Origin of the sequence: Marinobacterium halophilum (assembly GCF_003014615.1) — a bacterium.
In the GTDB taxonomy this organism is placed as follows: domain Bacteria; phylum Pseudomonadota; class Gammaproteobacteria; order Pseudomonadales; family Balneatricaceae; genus Marinobacterium; species Marinobacterium halophilum.
The window spans coordinates 25,818-42,681 of record NZ_PYGI01000020.1 but is presented as its reverse complement, the minus strand read 5'-3'; the positions used below and the strand labels follow the sequence as shown (position 1 = coordinate 42,681).

Here is a 16,864-nt window from a genome sequence, read left to right as displayed (position 1 = left end):
GTTGGCAATACAGTTGAAGCCAACCATCCGGAATTATTAAGTGTAACGAAGGTTACATACTATTCGGTCGCAATGCAGCCGCTGGCGGTAAATATTTTGCCGGACATATTATTTTGTCATCGGTGGTGAAAGCGCAGTATCAGGTGTTCAGCGTTGCAGATAATTGCTGCGTCAGTTGCAGCACACCTGCCCGCATTTCAGGGCTCAAGGCTGCATGGGGTGTGGGGACGGTTGGCATACACAGTCCGAACAGGCGCAGCCGTGTCGGCAATTGCGCTAATGTCGAGGCCAGCCTGAGTACTACCGCCAGGCCGAATCCATGGGTGGAGAGCGAATCCAGACCGGACAGCTGCTCAGGCGTCAATTCCAGGCAGGCACCGGGCGGGTATTGGTCGGTGCGTACAGCATCGATCAGGATAACCGAGCTGTATCCCTGCATCTGCTCAATCAGCGCCGGTCCCGGTCGGTCCAGGCTCAGCAGCTGTACCTCGGGCGGCAGATCCATCCGCTGCAGATGTTCGATGACCCGCCACCCCGCCTGATCATCGCCGAAGGGTGAGCCTATCCCGATAATCAGATGACGCCCGGCACGGTGGGCATTCACCGTTCAACTCTCTTCAGGGTCAGAAAGTGGGTGGCGCAGGAGATGCAGGGATCATAGTTTCGGATCACCTGTTCGGCTCGAAGTCTTAATGCGTCTTCGTCATGATCCAGTCCGAAGGCTGTGAGTGAACGGTGCAGGTCTGCTTCTATTCGCGCCTGGTTCTGGCTGGTGGGCGGGACGATGCGGGCGGCCTTGATCAGCTGATCCTCACCGATCTCATAACGGTGCCAAAGCAGCCCGCGTGGTGCTTCACTCATGCCGTAGCCGGTGCCTGCCTGCAAAGATAGCGGAGCATAGGGCGCAGCCGGGCAGGTGTAGCCCTCAAGCAGGGTAATGGCTTCATGCAGAGCCAGTTCGATCTCCACTGCGCGGGCAATCAGGCTGTGGAACATGTTGCTGGACGGCAGTGCCAGGCCTATTTCGCCCAGCCGGGTGTGCAAAAAATCGGGCAGTTGAGCGTGGTTGAGGTTCAGTCGTGCCAGCGGTCCGGTCAGGTAGGGTTGGCCGTCAAAGTCGGACCAAAGTGCAGTCGAATCGGACTTTTGGGTCTCATGGAAGTGCTGTTCGAACTGGGCAGCACTCAGCATCAAACCGGTGCTGGTGCGGATGTTGCCACATTCCATGGCGTAGCGGTCGGGGTGGTGCAGGGCTACGCCGATAAAGTCTTGAGGGTCATTCGGCAACGGCAGGCTGGCGCAGAAGCGGGTAAGGTCAGCGGCATCCGCTTGGGCCGCTTTCAGTTTATGTGTAAGGGCGGACACGTCATCCGCTGCAGGCGCATGATGAAAACCGCCGAGCCGCGCTCCGACCGGGTGTACCGAGCGCCCACCGAACAGGCGGATGAGCGCGTTGCCAAGCCCTTGCAGTTTGAGGCCGCGCTTCACTTCATCAGGGTGCTGCCCGGCCATGGCAATGGCGTTGTCGAAGCCGAGAAAGTCCGGCAGTGCCAGCAGGTGAATATGCAGGGCATGGCTCTGCAGCCATTCGCCGCAATAGAATACCCGTCGCATCGTTAACGCCCAGTCTGGCGCAGATTCGTTGGCGAGTGATTCCAGTGCATTGAGCGCGCTGATTTGGTACGCGACCGGGCAGATACCGCAGATACGGGCGACGATATCGACGACTTCCCTGGCCTCGCGACCTTCCAGAAATTTCTCAAAGTAGCGTGGTGGCTCGAAGATCGACAGTCCCAGTTCGACCAGCTTGCCATCCCTGACCTCTAGCCGCAGTGAGCCTTCACCTTCGACGCGGGTCAGCGCCGGAACATCAATACGAATACGGCGGCTAGTCATCCTGATCTCCTGGCGGTTGAGCGCGTGCTGGCGAGCGGTGAAAGACGCGGCCGGTTTGCAAGAATGCGGGTGCCTGGGAATTGATCAGCAGAAAACGGCGGGCGATGGCGTCGGGCAGCAGGCCTAGACCGGCAAAGCGGCGGGCCAGGGTGTCAGTCTGGGCGGTTTCGCTGGGGCCGTAGCAACCATAGCAGTCGCGGCCAAAGCGTGGACACAGGGCACCGCAACCGGTGCGCGTGACAGGCCCCATACAGGGCACACCCTGAGTGACCATAACGCAGACTGCCTGTTGGCGCTTGCACTCCAGGCAGACGCGGTCACGATCATCCACCGGGGCTACGCCAAACAGCAGCGCACGCACCGCGGCCAGCACTTGAGCGCTGCTGACCGGACAGCCCCAAAGTTCCAGGTCCACTTTGACCTCGGCAGCGACCGGTTTGACGTGCTTCAGCGTGTGGATGAATTCGGGGCGGGCATAGATGGCGTCACGCCAATCATCGTGATTGCCGTCCAGATTGCGTAGCGCCTGCAGCCCACCGCTGGTGGCGCAGGCACCGATGGTGACCAGATAGCGGCTGTGGGCGCGTACCTGCCGAATGCGGTCCAGTTCGTCCGGGGTCGACAGGCTGCCTTCGACAAAGGCGATGTCCACGTCGGCCTCGGCATCGCTCATGCCCGCTTCAAGAAAATGCAGAATATCGACCTGTGCGTTCAGTTGCAGCAACGCTTCACCCAGATTGAGAAAGGCGAGCTGACAACCATCACAGGAGCTGAACTTGTGTACGGCGATGCGGGGTTTGGTCATCAGGCTCTTCATTAAACGCCCTCCAGGCCCAGGCGATCACGCAAGCGCGGATAGGGCATCACCGGGCCGTCGCGGCAGATGAAGTCGGCACCGAACTGGCAATGGCCGCAATGGCCGCTGGCACACTGCATGTTGCGCTCCATACTTAGCCAGATCGCGTCGGCCGGTACGTGTTGGCGGATCAGCTGCTCGGCACTGGCCTGCATCATCGGTTCGGGGCCGCAGCAGCACACCAGGGTGTGTTCGGGATTGAGCGGCAAGCGCTTGATCAGCTCGGTGACGCGGCCGCTGTACCAGGGCCAGCCGGGTGCGGCGACATCTGCCGCCATCAACACAGTCGTTTCCGGCTGTTGTGCCCAGAATTCGTAACGGCTGCGCCAGAGCAGGTCGGCCGAGTGCTTGACCCCCTGAATAATATGAATGTGGCCATACAGCGCCCGGTTGGCAAAAGCATGTTCGATGATCGACACCGCCGGTGCACAGCCTAGCCCACCGGTGACCACACACAGGTCCATGCCCTCGGCCTGCTGCAAGGGCCAGCCATTGCCGAAGGGACCGCGCAGGCCGATCCGGTCTCCCGGCAGCAGTGCTGCCAGCGCCTGACTGACCCGGCCCAGCGCGCGAATAGTATGTGCCAGCACTGATTGGCCCTGTTCATCTTGGGCAATTGCCATGAACGAGATCGGAATTTCGCCGACGCCGAAGCGGTAAAGCATATTGAACTGGCCGGGCTGAATGCCCAGACGCCACTGCTGCGCCGGGTCGGTCAGACGCAACTGCAGGGTGAAAATATCCTCGGTCTCCTGAATGCGATTCAGGATCAGGGCTTCGGTGGGCAGCGCCGGATGAGTCATCGGCGTTGGCCGAGTGACAAGGCTTTGCTGGCAGAAACGGGCGAGTCGAACATGGGGCTGCTCCGCAGCAGTGTGTACCTTATACGTTAGATGCGGATGGCGCGGGGGACAAGCTGGAGCGGGGATAATACGGCGGGAAATGACCGAACGCAGGCGCTGTGCCCGCGTTCGGTTAATGTGCGAATCAGAGAGCGGCGTGATAAATCGCGGCGACTTCATCGTCAGTCAGTTTACGCGGGTTGGTCAGCGCACAGACATCCTTCTGGGCGTTGCCGACCATGGTCGGAATGTCTTCCGCTTTCACACCCAGCTCGCTCAGGGTCTGCGGAATGCCCACATCCATCGACAGCTCCTCAATGGCATCGATCGCCATATAGGCGGCATCGCGTTCGGACAGGCCGGTGGTGACTTCACCCAGTGCATCGGCGATGTCGGCAAAACGCTCGGTACGAGCCATCAGGTTGACGCGGCTTACGTGCGGCAACAGCAGTGCATTGCAGACGCCATGGGGCAGGTTGTAGAAGCCGCCCAGCTGGTGCGACATGGCATGCACATGGCCCAGACTGGCGTTGTTGAACGCCATGCCCGCCAGATACTCCGCATAGGCCATCTTGTCACGGGCTTCCATATCGTCGCCACGGGCCACGGCCTTGCGCAGATACTGGCCGATCAGACGGATCGCCTGCAGCGCACAGGCATCGGTGATCGGAGTGGCGGCGGTCGATACGTAGGCTTCCACGGCGTGGGTCAGTGCATCCATACCGGTGGCGGCGGTCAGTGACGGCGGCATGTCGACCATCAGTTCCGGGTCGTTGATGGCCACATCCGGGGTGACACGCCAATCCACGATCGCCATCTTCACATGGTTGGAGCTGTTGGTGATGATGGTGAAACGGGTCATCTCGCTGGCGGTACCGGCGGTGGTATTGATGGCGATGTAGGGCGGCAGCGGCTGAGTCAGCTGGTCCAGCCCTTCGTAATCCTGAATCTGACCGCCGTTGGTGGCCAGAATGCCGATGCCCTTGCAGCAGTCGTGTGCGCTACCGCCCCCGAGGGAGATCAGCATGTCGCAGTTTGCGTTGCGGTACACTGCTGTGCCTTCATCGACGTTGTGGTCGGTGGGGTTGGGCACAGTGCCGTCATATACGGCACAGGCAATATCGGCTTCTTCCAGCATGCTGACGACGCGGGCGGTGTAACCCAGCTGGGTCATGCCGCCATCGGCTACCAGCAGCGGTTTTTTGCCGCCCAGCATGCCGACACGTTCGGCCAAAGTGCTCAGGCAGCCTGCGCCCATCAGGGAAACATTGGGTACGAAAAACGCTTCAGTCGCCATGTTTAAGTCCTTGCTTTCATGAGGGTTTTGTTTCAGGAAACGTATCGGTGATGGCCGATTGATCCTTGATGCCAGACTACTCTTCCGGAATCGGTTGTAAACGGTTGTCCAGTCGATTTGCAGTAGGGATGACTCGGATCATGGGGAGACCAAATGGTCTGGAACCTGACGGCTGGTTCGTGGTCGTCAGTTGGATGTTGGAGGTTCATCACCCAGCTGTGCCAGTACTTGCAACGGATCAATGCCCACCGGACACCAGCTGATGCAGCGGCCACAGCCGGTACAGCCGCTGCGACCGTACTGCTCGACCCAACTGCCGAACTTGTGGGTCAGCCACTGGCGATAGCGCCCCTTGGTGTCGGGACGAAAGCGGTGGCCGTGGATATAGCTGTGGCCTTCGCTGAAGCAGGAATCCCATTGGCGCTGATGGCTGGAAGCCGTGCCGTCCAATTCCGGTACTTCACTTTCACTGAAACAGAAGCAACTGGGACAGACGGACGTACAGTTACCACAACTGAGACAGGCGTCGGCAACAGCGTCCCAGGCGGGGTGCCCTCCCAAATGGATCAGCTGCGCAGGGTCGAATGTTGGCAATTGACGTTGTTGCTGGCTGGCGCGGCGATATTGCGTCTCGGCCTGCTGGTGGCTGGCGTGGGATGCCGCTGTCAATGGCAAGGCTGTCATCAGATTTTTCCCCCGTTCACTGCCGGCCCGGATCAGAAAACCATCGTCCAGTTCGGTCAGGGCCAGGTCATGTCCTGCTTTCGCATCGGGACCGTCACCGGTACTGGCGCAGAAGCAGGTGTCGGCCGGGTGGGAACAGTCCACAGCGATCAGCAGCAGGGCGTCGCGCTGCTGACGATAGTAAGGGTCATCCGCAAAATGCTGGTCTTGCAACGCGAGTGCGGCCAGATCACAGCCACGGACGCCGATCACGGCGGTGGGGGTTGCCGGTTCGGGCGTTTCATGGAAACTGAGGCTGCCATCCTCATGGAGTTGTGAGCGCCACAGGGTTTCACGCGGGGTAAAAGTCAGCGGTTTCAGTGCCTGGGGGCCGTTGGCCCAGCTGAACCGGCGCGAGCTGTCGGTCTGGATCAGGCGATACTGACCGGGCTGCTGCACCTGTTCGGTCCCGCTGGGTAGCTGGTCGACGGCGGTCAGTGGCCGATAAAGAATGGCACCGTCAATCACCTGGGGGCCGACCAGCCTGTAGCCGTGTTGCTGCAGCAGATCGAACAGGTGCGACAGTGAGTGGCGGGGCAGATAATCGGCGGTGGGCATGGGCGGCGCTCTATTCGCGTGCTTTCCCTTACGTTAGGAGTGGGTGCCGCAGAATACAAGTATTCGCTTAACCGGTGGCAATACACACCTGATTACGGCCATTGGCCTTGGCGCGGTACATCGCCTGGTCGGCTGCGTGGATCAGGCCTTCGCCGGAGTCCGCATGTTCAGGGTAAACCGCCAATCCAATGGATACGGTCAGGCGTGGCATCGGTTGGCCGTCACGGCTGGTCAAGCGCAACAGAGCAATGCCTTCCAACAGGCGCCGTGCACGCTCTTCTGAATGGATCTGGCTGGCCTCGGGCAGCACCAGAATAATCTCTTCGCCGCCGAAGCGGCAGGCGATGTCGCTTTCACGGATCTGCTCTCCGATAAAGCGGGTAATGCTGCGCAAGGCCTGGTCGCCAGCCTCATGCCCCAGCGAGTCGTTGAGTTGTTTGAAATGGTCGATATCGATCATCATCAGGCTGAGTGGACGCTCGTGGCGTTGGCAACGGGACAGCTCCTGGTCCAGTCGACTATGCAGGTAGCGCCGGTTATACAGACCGGTCAGCGGGTCACGGGTTGCCTCTTCCATCAGTTGCTCGCGCAAGCGCAGATTGGTCAGTGCCAGCGCCAGGTGTTCTGTCAGAATCTGCAGCACGGCACTGACGGCGGTATCGCCCTCGGGTGCCGGCCCAAGCAGGATGACCCCGAGCAGGTGCTGGCCCGACTTCAACGGCAGGGCTCGGTGGACGCCGTGGTGGCCTTCAGGGTCGTAGGTCCTGACCTGATCCCAGGTGTTGGCATGCTCCGGCACGGTCAGCGTAGCCGCATGTTGCACTCCGATCAGTGGGAAGCGTCCCCAGTGGACCAGTATTTCCAGTTTGCGGTCCGCATTGACGCGGCAGAGAACACCCTCCATTTGCGGCAGCTGGCGCGGCAGGTATTCCGATAGCGCAGTAATGATCTCTTGAGCATTGGCAGCCGCGTGCAGACGAGCATCCAGCTGCGCCATCAAATTGAGCATTTGATAGCGGTGTTGCAGCTCGATCTGGATATTCTCGCGTTCCTTTATTTCGGCACTCAGGCGGTGATTGCTGCGGATGAGCATCTGGTGTGAATGGGTCAACCGTGCCGACCAGTAGCGGAACAGATAGATACCGAACAGGGTCATGGCAATCATCAATATCACCAGGACCGTCATTAGCGCATTGAGCGAGTCACGCACCATCCGGGCGATGGGTTGCCAGAGATAGACATCATGGCTGTATGCTGCCGTCATGATGGCATTTTTGGTCAGGCTGGCACTCAGCCAGGTAAACAGCACAACGGTCGACACCAGCAGTAGCGCGATCACCAGTGTCTGGCGCAGCCCGCGCTCGTTGAGCGGGCGAGATGGCCACAGGTGAGTGTTTTTTTGCCAGCGCCGGATGGTTGGGTCGGCAAATAACAATATCGGCAACACAATCAATACATTCTGCACCAGAAACCCCAGCCACCAACCTTGCCAGACTGCATAGAGGCCGGTGATTTGCGAATGGGTGGCATGGCTCCAGATAAACGCACCCACCGAACTCAGGACGGCGGCGGCAAAACTGAACAGAATGAACAGGGCAATATTGCCGGGTTTGCGGATCTGCAGTGCGGCGGGCAGTGCGCGATATACCATGGCCAGCAAGGCCAGTCCCAGCGGGTCTGAGCAGGCAAACAGCAACGCCCATTCGGGAGCCATGCCATAGTGGAGCGAAAGTATGAAGGTACTGGCCCAGGTAGGGATGGCCGCCCACCAGAAACCGAACCAGAACAGCCAGAACATGGCCAGAATGAGGGGAGGATAGAACGTCAGGTGAACGGTATAGTCGCCGAATGTGACCGGGATGCCGCTCCAGTTCAGCTCGACAGCCGCGACGCCAAGGAGGGTCGACATGGCAATACTGGTGACCCAGAGCAGCAGGATGAGCTTGCGCAGTATCGGGTCTTGCCCACGCAATAAGGACCGGAAATCGAGGCGTCCGGTTATGTCTGCGGGGGCAGAGGTCGGGATGCTGGGGCTCATGTGTACCGCTCGTTATTTCAAGGTACTTACGTACCTATTTATAGCGAAAAACGTGCAGTTAATCACCCGTTTGAAAGAAAAATGTTTCTGATTGGCAACTTAATGGGGAGATTGGGTAGGGGAGGTGCGGCTACCCCAGGTAGCCGCGATGACTCAGTGAGCGTTCTGTGACGACAGATAGTCGGACAAACGCTCATAGGCCGGCAGTGTGATGCAGTCGGTTGCCCGGTTGGCTGCCTTCGGGTGTGAGGCAAAGCGCACGATCACGACTTCTTTTTCCGGGTTTATATAAATGTTTTGCCCGTGTACGCCGCGTGCCATGAACGGGGACTGGGTGTTACCGGTTACCCACCACATGCCGCGGAACGACCAGTCGGCTTGCCCCGGATATTCCGGTTGGGTAAATACCGGGTGTTCGGCACCGGCACGGATGTCAGCCACAACCTTGGGGTGCAGGATCTGTTGATCACCGATACGGCCGTTGTTGCGCATGAGTTCGCCAAAACGAGCCAGATCACGCAGGCTGGCGTTGAGGCCGCCTCCGGCAAAGGGCGTACCCAGTTCGTCGACCTGGAACAGGGCGGCGCGTTCCATGCCTATTTTGCTCCATACGCGCTCTTCCAGATAGTCGGCGACCGACATGCCGGTCACTCGGGCGACCAGCCAGCCGATGACTTCGGTGTTTGCGGTTTTGTAAGCGAAGGCCTGGCCATGTTCACCGGCTTTCTGCACCAGTGGCAGGTATTCATAGTAACCGGTCGGGCCTTGATAGCCCTTGGGTTTGGGCAGCGGGTTACCGGCGGCCGAGAATACCCAAATTTCCGATTTCGGGTCGGCATAGTCTTCATCGAAATCGATACCGGCGGTCATATTCAGTACGTTTTTGACGCTGGCATCACCAAAACCGGAGTCTTTCAGTTCCGGAATGTAGTGGCTGATCGGCAGATTCTCGTCGATCAGGCCCTGATGAATCAGGTCCAGTGCCAGTGTGCCGGTGAGCGATTTGGTCACCGACATCAGGGCGTGGCGCTCGTAATCCTTGAAGCCACCGCGGTAGCGTTCATAGATCACCTTGCCTTTGTGCATGATCAGAATGCCGTCGGTATAGGTCTTGTCCAGCGCGTCGGCCCAAGAGGTTTGCTTGTCCTGGCCCCAGGGGGTAAAGGTCAGTGCATCAATGCTGGTGGTCAGCGCATCGCTCTGTGCGTAGGGCAGTTCAGACGGCGCGGTATTGCGTCGACTGACCAGTGTGGTCGGCAGGAATTCGTTCATGTGGCCTACGCTGTAGCGCAGTGCCGGGAAACTGAAAAAGGAACCGTCGGCCAAACGTACACGCTTGTCGACGGCCGGAGGGCTGCCCTGCATCCAACCCATTACTTCGGGTGCAGAGTCCGCTGCGGAGAGCGTTTGGCTGTCTTCGGCACCACACTGGGCAGCCGCCTGTAGCGCGGGTGCAAATGACACCGTTAACAGTGTCGAAAGGCTCAGTGCAGTGAGTGTCTTGGTACAGGGCATGACCTTCTCCTCAAACTCAGAATTGGCGAGTACGAACCATCGCATCCATGCCGCCATCAATGAACAGCACTGAACCATTAACGAAGGCGGACTTTTCGGACAGAAGGAAGTCGACGCCATCGGCGATTTCGTCCGGCACCCCGGCGCGGCCCATGGGGGCAACAAAATTCTTCACCGCTTCGCCAAAGCGTGCGTCATCCAGAGAGGCCTTGTGCAGTGGCGTTTCAACCGCACCCGGTGCGATGGTGTTCAAGCGCATGCCGCGCTTGCCCCATTCGACGGACTTGCTGCGAGCATATACGGTGACGGCGTACTTGGAGGCGGCGTAGGCGGCAGAGGGGTTTTCGCTCTCTTCGGCCAGCTGGCAGGCCTTGGCTTCGTCGCCTTCCAGCATGGCAGCGGCCATCGGGTGCGGCGTCGCCACCATGTGGCTGCCAGCCACGGAACCGATGATCACGGCCTTGCCGTTGCCACTGGCGGCCAGTGCGTCTTCCAGTCCGTCGAGGTATTCGCTGACACCAAAGTAGTTCACGCCGACAATCAGGCCCACCGAGGGTGCGGTCACACCGACGCCGGCACAGGCGACCACGGCATCCAGCCGGTTGTTGCAGGCGCTCAGGGTCTGTGCAACGGCAGCCTGACGGCCTTCGGCCGAGGACAGGTCGGCGTTGACGTCGGCATTGCGCAGGTCAACACGAATCAGTGTGTGGCCGGCGGCTTCAAGATGCTGGCAAACAGCGGCACCAATACCTGATGCAGCACCGGTTACGGCGATAATGGACATGGATGAATCCTCGTTGTTATTGGTTATCAAAATCGACTATGGAAGTGATCGCTTGGCCACTCTTCGTCCATTCAGACTAGAGCAGCCTGTGGTTTCATGCGTGCTTGTCGTTGGCAGTATCCCACCATGAACAGCATCCCCATGGCCAGTGCCGTACTGATACAGCCGATCAGCAAGGAGTAGCGCAGCGACTCGGCAGCCAGCAATGGTGCCATCAGATCGCTCAGTGCACCGACGGCCAGCGGGCCGATGCCAACGCCTAGCAACGTTACCAGTACGGTTTGGCAGGCCATGGCTACGGCGCGGCTGTCGGGTGACACGATCCGGGTAATCATGCTGAAGCAGGGGCCGACCCACCAGACGGCAAAAAAGCCATTCAGTGCGCACCAGATCATGGCGGTTGGTATGGTATGACCTGCCAGCATAAAGGTGCTGTCGGCGGGCCAGAGCAGATAAGTCGCCATGGCCACAATGCCGATGCCGTGCCCGACCTGCGGAATCAGCAATTGCCAACGGGGATGAGCGCTGATCAGGCGGTCAGTGAACCAGCCGCTGAACAGCATGCCCAGTGCTGCCGAGCCGCCCCCGACAAACCCGGCCAGAATACCGGCCTGCTGCAGATCCAGCCCATGGGAACGGACCAGGAAGGTAGCGTTCCACATGCCGTAGGCATTGGCACCCAAGGTGCTTAGGCCGGCGGCAAGGATCAGAAAGCGATAGGGTTTGATCGCCCACAGGGATTTGAGGGTAGCCATCAGAGACAGCGGCAGTGCCGGTTCGCTGCTGTGGTCGTCCCACGTACCGCGTTGCGGGTCGCGCATCAGCAGCATGACCACGGCAATCAGGCAGGCGGGTATGCCGACCACAATAAAGCCGACTCGCCAGCCGTACTGATCCACCAGCCAGGCACCGGCACTCATGGCGATAATGGCGGCCAGTGTGGGAGCGGTGCTGTAACAGCTGATGGCAAAGGCGCGGCGGTTGACCGGATAGAGGTCGGCAATCATGGAGATGGAACTGGGGGTGACCGCCGATTCACCGATGGCTACCAGCATACGGGCAGCGACCAGCATGATAAATCCGGTTGTGAAACCGCACAGAATAGTGGTGATACTCCAGAGCAGGGCACAGACAGCCAGCACGCGGGTGCGTGGCAAGCGGTCGGCAAGACGGCCCGCGCCGAGCCCAAACAGAGCATAGACGCCGGCAAACGCAAGCCCCGAGACCAGCCCCATGGCGGTATCGCTGGCGTTGAACTCCTGCTTGATCGGTTCAATCATCACCGCCATGATCTGACGGCCGATAAAGGTATCGGTGTAGAGCAGGGTGAGCAGGAGCAGCAATCCGTGGCGGCGCCAGGCGGATGCGGGTGAAGTGGAACCGATGGTGACCACGGATACTCTCCTTGTGCATACAGGGCCGACTGTTGTGCCGGAACCTGTTAGCGTGCAGAACCGGCCTGGACAGGCCGGTTTTCAATCGCCTGTCAGATCAGGCCCTTCTCCTTGGCCATGGTCAGCGCCAGATCTTCAATCATGTCTTCCTGTCCGCCCACGGTGCCGCGACGGCCCAGTTCGAGCAGGATATCACGGGCGGGGATGCCGTATTTCTTCTGTGCCCGCTGGGCAAACAGCAGGAACGACGAGTACACACCGGCATAACCCAGCGTCAGGGCATCACGGTCGACGCGGATCGGCTGATCCATCATCGGCACGACCAGGTCTTCGGCCACGTCCATGATCTTGTACAGATCGATACCGGTGTCGACACCCATGCGGTCGAGTACGGCGCAGAACACTTCCAGCGGCGTGTTACCGGCACCGGCACCCAGACCGGCAACGGAGCCGTCAATACGGGATGCCCCGGCGTCAATCGCGGCCAGCGAGTTGGCAATCGCCATGCCCATGTTGTGGTGGCCATGGAAGCCCACTTCAACATTGGACGGCAGCTCCGCACGCAGCAGACCGATCTTGGCAGTCACTTCGTCCGGCAGCATGTAACCGGCGGAATCGGTGGCATAGATGCAGTTGGCACCGTAGCTGACCATCAATTTGGCCTGTTCCAGAATTTTCTCCGGGCTGACCATGTGCGCCATCATCAGGAAGCCAACGGTATCCAATTCCATCTTGGCGGCCATGCCGATGTGCTGTTCAGACACATCCGCTTCGGTGCAGTGGGTGGCGACGCGGATAGTGGAAACACCGAGATCTTTGGCCATCTTCAGATGGTCAAGTGTCCCGATGCCCGGCAGCAGCAGGGCGGAGATCTTGGCGTTCTTCATCTTCGGCACGACAGCGCCGAGGTATTCCTCATCCGTGTGAGCCGGGAAACCGTAGTTCAAAGACGCACCGCCGAGGCCGTCACCGTGGGTGACTTCGATCAGCGGCATACCCGCGTCATCCATCGCCGTGGCAACGTTGACCATCTCGTCCAGGCTGATCTGGTGGCGCTTGGCGTGCATGCCGTCGCGCAGGCTCATGTCGTGCAGGGTGACTTTCTTGCCGTTCAAATTCATCGTGTGATCTCCCGCTTAGCCGCGTGCCGGCAGTGTGATGGTGCCGTTGGCCGCTTCTTCAGCGAACATCTCGGCGGTGCGCAGACCGGCAGCGGTCATGATATCCAGGTTACCGGCATACTTGGGCAGGAAGTCGCCCAGGCCTTCTACCTGCATGAAGCAGGAGACCTTGTTGCCATCGAACACCGGGCCGTTTACCAGGGTGTAACCCGGCACATATTTCTGTACCTCTTTCACCATGGCGTGCACGGACTCGGTGATCGCGGCCTGATCCGGCTCGCTCTCGGTCAGGCAATGGATGGTGTCACGCATCATCAGCGGCGGCTCGGCCGGGTTGATGACGATGATCGCCTTGCCACGCTTGGCACCGCCGATCTGTTCCACGGCACCTGAGGTGGTGCGGGTGAACTCGTCGATGTTCTGGCGTGTGCCCGGGCCCACAGAACGCGAGGAAACGGTCGCAACGATTTCGCCATACTCTACCGGCTGCACACGGCTCACCGCTGCAACCATCGGAATTGTGGCCTGGCCACCGCAGGTGACCATGTTGACGTTCATTTCCAGATTCTTGGCGTGGTCGGTCAGGTTCACCGGCGGTACGCAGAACGGGCCGATGGCCGCAGGGGTGAGGTCGATCATGATCACGCCCAGCTCGTTCAGCTTGCGGCTGTTTTCAGCATGGACGTAGGCTGAGGTAGCGTCGAAAGCAACACGGATGTCATCTTCAATCACGTGGGGGAGCAGGCCATCCACGCCAGTGGCGCAGGTCTTGATGCCCATCTCGGCGGCGCGCTTGAGACCCTCGGACTCGGGGTCGATACCCACCATCCACACCGGCTCGATCCACTCGGAACGCTGCATTTTCATCAGCAGATCGGTGCCGATGTTACCTGGGCCAATGATGACCGCTTTCAATTTTTTGGACATAGTCAGTTCCACGTATTCTTGTTTGATAGCTTGCCCGATCGCTTGCAAGGCACGCTCCTACAATGACGCTGTCCGTAGGAACCTGCCTGCAGGCGATAAATCTTGTCTTACCTGATCGCCTGCAGGGCAAGCCCCTACAATCATGTTGTCCGTAGGAGCCTGCTTGCAGGCGATAAGCCGGCGGTTATTCCACGAAGCTGATCGAACAGCTGCCCAGACCTTCGGCGGTGAGGCTGAAACGGTCGCCTGCTGCCGCCGGAATCAGCGGAGCCAGTGCACCGGACAGGATGATCTCGCCCTTGCGGAAGGGGATGCCATACTCGCCCAGTGTATTGGCCAGCCAGGCGACCGCTTCTGCCGGATGACCCTGCACCGCCGAGCCCAGGCCGGAACCGGCCGGTTCACCGTTCTTCTCGATCTGCATCGCCACGGCGGCCAGGTCCAGACTGTTCGGGTCGGTGCGGGTGTCACCGATGACAAAAACACCGCAAGACGCGTTGTCGGCCACGGTATCGACGATACTGATACGCCAGTTGTCGATGCGGGAGTCGACAATTTCGAAGCAGGGCGCAACCCATTCGGTCGCGGCCAGTACATCGGCGGCGGTAACACCGGGGCCGCTCAGATCTTCCTTCAGACAGAAAGCGATTTCGCCTTCGGCGCGGGGCTGGATCAGGCCCGCTGCAGACAGGCTGACTTCAGCGCCTTCCGGGTAGAACATGGTGTCGGTCAGGAAACCGAAGTCAGGCTGATGCACATTGAGCATCTCTTGCACCGGTTTGGAGGTAACGCCGATCTTCTTGCCGATCACCCGCTCGCCATCCTGCTCGCGCAGCTTCAGCGTGGTCAGGGAGATGTGGTAGGCATCGTCCAGGCTCAACTCAGGGTAACGCTCAATCAGGGGCGACAGGGTGCAGCCTTCCTTGAGCGCAATATGCAGTTCGCGGCCCAGCTGATTAATCAGGGGTGTCGTCATCTCAGTCTCCTCAGCCCCAGACGCTGCCTTCGGCACCGCCATCCACTTCAATCACTTTACCGGTCACCCAGCTGGACGCCGGGGTGGCAAAATACAGTGCGGCAGCCGCGATATCTTCAGGTTCACCGATACGCTGCAGCGGCGTGTTCTTGGCCATGGTTTCGAGCATGGCGGCCGGTGCGGCGTTTTCCAGCGCTGCGGTACGGATCGGGCCGGGAGCGATCGCATTCACGCGAACATCCGGTGCGAAATCCTGCGCCAGCAGCTTGGTCATGTGGGTCAGTGCCGCCTTGGCGGTGCCGTAGGCGCTGAAGTGTTTCTGGATGTAACGGGCCGCACCGGAGGTGATGTTGATCACGTTACCGCCGCCGGCGGTGCGCATGTGCGGCACACATAGCTGGGTCAGTGAGTAGGCGGAGGTGACGTTGAATTCCATGACGGCGGTGAAGTCTGCCGGAGTCATCTTCAGCGGATCATTGGGGCCGGAGCCACCGGCGTTGTTCACCAGGTGCGTGATCTTGCCCATGCCTTCCACGGCTGCTGCAACCAGTGCTTCGCGCTGAGCCTGGTCGTTGACGTCACAGCTGACCGCCAGCGCGCGGCGTCCCAGCGCCCGCACTTCTTCAGCGACTGCTTCCACGTCGGCCAGGGTGCGTGCCGAGCAGACCACATCGGCACCGGCTTCCGCGTAGGCCAGGGCGATGGCCCGGCCTAAACCACGGCCAGCACCGGTAATGACGGCGACTTGGCCTTCCAGGTTGAAGCTATTCAGAATGGACATGGCAACTCCTTGTTTTTATTGGCTAACGAGCATTAAGAGGATACAGCCCACAAGTCGGGCAGACCGGGATCGGTACGTTCGATCAGGCGCTTGAGCAGCAATTTCAATGCCATGGCGTCGCCCTGGCCCAGCGCTTCGACCAGCTCTTCTTCAATCGCCTTGGCATGGGCGATCTGGTGCAGCGAGGCTTCGCGGCCATCGGCGGTCATGCGATACCGGTCCTGTTCGATGACAACATGGCCACCGTCGGTCAGCACCTGCATGTCGTTTTCATCGACGGAGTAACCGGTGTAAGCGATATATTCGTTGATCTCGCTCAGCGTCATCCGATCGCGGATACACAGTACTGACAGGATGAAAAATTGCTCCTGTGCCAGCTTTTGTTCATCCAGCAGGCCCTTGAGGCGGTTGACCATCTGGAAGTGGGCACGTCCCAGCAGGTAGCCCAGCAGGTCTTCGGTGTAGCTGCACTCGGGCGGCGGCTCTGACTGGGTCAGGCGCACTTCCTCGCGCGGCTTGCGGGCCGCCAGCGCATACTGGCCGCTCTGGAATACCAGCGGTGGCAGGTCGCTTTGATCAAAGCCCAGAACTTCGCCGATGAATATAATGTGGTCACCGCCGTCATGCATGAACGCGGTGCGGCACTGGAAGCGGGCGGTGCTGCCGGGCAGCAGCGGGGCGTTGGTGATGCCGTCGTCCAGAGTCAGACCGGCGAATTTGTCTTCACCACGGGAGGCAAAGCGGCCGGAAAGGGCTTCCTGTTCAACTGACAGAACATGTACGTTCCAATGCTTGCTCTCGGTAAACACCGGCAGGCTATTGGCGGTTTTGGCCAGACTCCAGAGCACCATCGGCGGGTCCAGCGAGACCGAGTTGAAGCTGTTGGCGGTAATCCCTACCGGCGTGCCGTCGGCCGCTTGAGCAGTGATGATGGTGACACCGGTGGTGAAGGTGCCCAGTGCCGTACGAAAGGCTTTAGGGTCGAAACTGTTCTGGGTCATGTGATTGCCTCTGCTGGCCGATGAGTCTGAACCGAGTATTGCAGTCGCCACAAGGGGCATCATCGTCTTTATGGACTAAGGCCAATGGGGCGTTGTCGTCCGTCCGGACGAGGTATTCAGGTGGGATCAGAGGTAGTAATGTGAGGGGTAATAAC

At 59.8% G+C, this 16,864-nt stretch carries 15 protein-coding genes; all 15 read right to left on the bottom strand.

Features of this window, described 5'->3' with window-relative positions; translation table 11 throughout:
* Positions 1-139 precede the first annotated feature (139 nt).
* The 15 genes from CLV44_RS13760 to CLV44_RS13690 all read right to left on the bottom strand — a co-directional run bounded on the left by CLV44_RS13760 (position 140) and on the right by CLV44_RS13690 (position 16,709).
* Entirely contained in the window at positions 140-604 is a 465-nt protein-coding gene (locus tag CLV44_RS13760; protein ID WP_106592698.1) for a hydrogenase maturation protease, read from the bottom strand.
* On the bottom strand, positions 601-1,896 hold the full coding sequence (locus CLV44_RS13755) for a Ni/Fe hydrogenase subunit alpha (protein WP_106592697.1): 1,296 nt from the start codon (positions 1,894-1,896) through the stop codon (positions 601-603). Before CLV44_RS13755 ends, CLV44_RS13760 begins: the two co-directional genes overlap by 4 nt.
* A complete protein-coding gene (locus CLV44_RS13750; protein ID WP_245912699.1) occupies positions 1,889-2,713 on the bottom strand; it encodes an NADH-quinone oxidoreductase subunit B family protein in 825 nt (274 codons plus the stop codon). The genes CLV44_RS13755 and CLV44_RS13750 overlap by 8 nt, the downstream gene beginning before the upstream one ends.
* Complete coding sequence (locus CLV44_RS13745; protein ID WP_106592696.1) at positions 2,713-3,555, bottom strand: FAD/NAD(P)-binding protein; 843 nt, start codon at positions 3,553-3,555, stop codon at positions 2,713-2,715. The genes CLV44_RS13750 and CLV44_RS13745 overlap by 1 nt, the downstream gene beginning before the upstream one ends.
* A 184-nt stretch (positions 3,556-3,739) precedes the next feature.
* Positions 3,740-4,891: an iron-containing alcohol dehydrogenase gene (locus tag CLV44_RS13740; protein WP_106592695.1), complete on the bottom strand. Its 1,152-nt coding sequence runs from the start codon at positions 4,889-4,891 to the stop codon at positions 3,740-3,742.
* A gap of 186 nt (positions 4,892-5,077) precedes the next feature.
* On the bottom strand, positions 5,078-6,172 hold the full coding sequence (locus CLV44_RS13735; RefSeq protein ID WP_106592694.1) for a 4Fe-4S dicluster domain-containing protein: 1,095 nt from the start codon (positions 6,170-6,172) through the stop codon (positions 5,078-5,080).
* A 67-nt stretch (positions 6,173-6,239) separates the two neighbouring features.
* A complete protein-coding gene (locus tag CLV44_RS13730) occupies positions 6,240-8,210 on the bottom strand; it encodes a sensor domain-containing diguanylate cyclase (protein ID WP_106592693.1) in 1,971 nt (656 codons plus the stop codon).
* Positions 8,211-8,363: 153 nt separating this feature from the next.
* On the bottom strand, positions 8,364-9,725 hold the full coding sequence (locus CLV44_RS13725; protein WP_106592692.1) for a serine hydrolase domain-containing protein: 1,362 nt from the start codon (positions 9,723-9,725) through the stop codon (positions 8,364-8,366).
* Positions 9,726-9,741: 16 nt separating this feature from the next.
* Positions 9,742-10,509: an SDR family oxidoreductase gene (locus CLV44_RS13720; protein ID WP_106592691.1), complete on the bottom strand. Its 768-nt coding sequence runs from the start codon at positions 10,507-10,509 to the stop codon at positions 9,742-9,744.
* Between the two features lie 71 nt (positions 10,510-10,580).
* Positions 10,581-11,903, bottom strand: coding sequence for a spinster family MFS transporter (locus CLV44_RS13715; RefSeq protein WP_106592690.1), 1,323 nt, complete (start codon positions 11,901-11,903; stop codon positions 10,581-10,583).
* A gap of 92 nt (positions 11,904-11,995) precedes the next feature.
* Complete coding sequence (gene dmpG, locus CLV44_RS13710) at positions 11,996-13,024, bottom strand: 4-hydroxy-2-oxovalerate aldolase (protein ID WP_106592689.1); 1,029 nt, start codon at positions 13,022-13,024, stop codon at positions 11,996-11,998.
* Positions 13,025-13,039: 15 nt separating this feature from the next.
* Entirely contained in the window at positions 13,040-13,951 is a 912-nt protein-coding gene (locus tag CLV44_RS13705) for an acetaldehyde dehydrogenase (acetylating) (protein ID WP_106592749.1), read from the bottom strand.
* Positions 13,952-14,135: 184 nt separating this feature from the next.
* Positions 14,136-14,927: a fumarylacetoacetate hydrolase family protein gene (locus CLV44_RS13700; protein ID WP_106592688.1), complete on the bottom strand. Its 792-nt coding sequence runs from the start codon at positions 14,925-14,927 to the stop codon at positions 14,136-14,138.
* Between the two features lie 10 nt (positions 14,928-14,937).
* A complete protein-coding gene (locus CLV44_RS13695) occupies positions 14,938-15,708 on the bottom strand; it encodes a glucose 1-dehydrogenase (protein ID WP_106592687.1) in 771 nt (256 codons plus the stop codon).
* Between the two features lie 32 nt (positions 15,709-15,740).
* Positions 15,741-16,709 carry a flavin reductase gene (locus tag CLV44_RS13690; protein WP_106592686.1) on the bottom strand — a complete coding sequence of 323 codons (969 nt, stop codon included), beginning with the start codon at positions 16,707-16,709 and terminating at the stop codon, positions 15,741-15,743.
* Positions 16,710-16,864: the final 155 nt, after the last annotated feature.

Bases quoted from the DNA above. Each gene is read 5' to 3' on its own strand.
- CLV44_RS13755 (WP_106592697.1), bottom strand. From the start codon at position 1,896: ATGACTAGCCGCCGTATTCGTATTGATGTTCCGGCGCTGACCCGCGTC.
- CLV44_RS13750 (WP_245912699.1), bottom strand. From the start codon at position 2,713: ATGAAGAGCCTGATGACCAAACCCCGCATCGCCGTACACAAGTTCAGC.
- CLV44_RS13745 (WP_106592696.1), bottom strand. From the start codon at position 3,555: ATGACTCATCCGGCGCTGCCCACCGAAGCCCTGATCCTGAATCGCATT.
- CLV44_RS13740 (WP_106592695.1), bottom strand. From the start codon at position 4,891: ATGGCGACTGAAGCGTTTTTCGTACCCAATGTTTCCCTGATGGGCGCA.
- CLV44_RS13735 (WP_106592694.1), bottom strand. From the start codon at position 6,172: ATGCCCACCGCCGATTATCTGCCCCGCCACTCACTGTCGCACCTGTTC.
- CLV44_RS13730 (WP_106592693.1), bottom strand. From the start codon at position 8,210: ATGAGCCCCAGCATCCCGACCTCTGCCCCCGCAGACATAACCGGACGC.
- CLV44_RS13725 (WP_106592692.1), bottom strand. From the start codon at position 9,725: ATGCCCTGTACCAAGACACTCACTGCACTGAGCCTTTCGACACTGTTA.
- CLV44_RS13720 (WP_106592691.1), bottom strand. From the start codon at position 10,509: ATGTCCATTATCGCCGTAACCGGTGCTGCATCAGGTATTGGTGCCGCT.
- dmpG (WP_106592689.1), bottom strand. From the start codon at position 13,024: ATGAATTTGAACGGCAAGAAAGTCACCCTGCACGACATGAGCCTGCGC.
- CLV44_RS13705 (WP_106592749.1), bottom strand. From the start codon at position 13,951: ATGTCCAAAAAATTGAAAGCGGTCATCATTGGCCCAGGTAACATCGGC.
- CLV44_RS13700 (WP_106592688.1), bottom strand. From the start codon at position 14,927: ATGACGACACCCCTGATTAATCAGCTGGGCCGCGAACTGCATATTGCG.
- CLV44_RS13695 (WP_106592687.1), bottom strand. From the start codon at position 15,708: ATGTCCATTCTGAATAGCTTCAACCTGGAAGGCCAAGTCGCCGTCATT.
- CLV44_RS13690 (WP_106592686.1), bottom strand. From the start codon at position 16,709: ATGACCCAGAACAGTTTCGACCCTAAAGCCTTTCGTACGGCACTGGGC.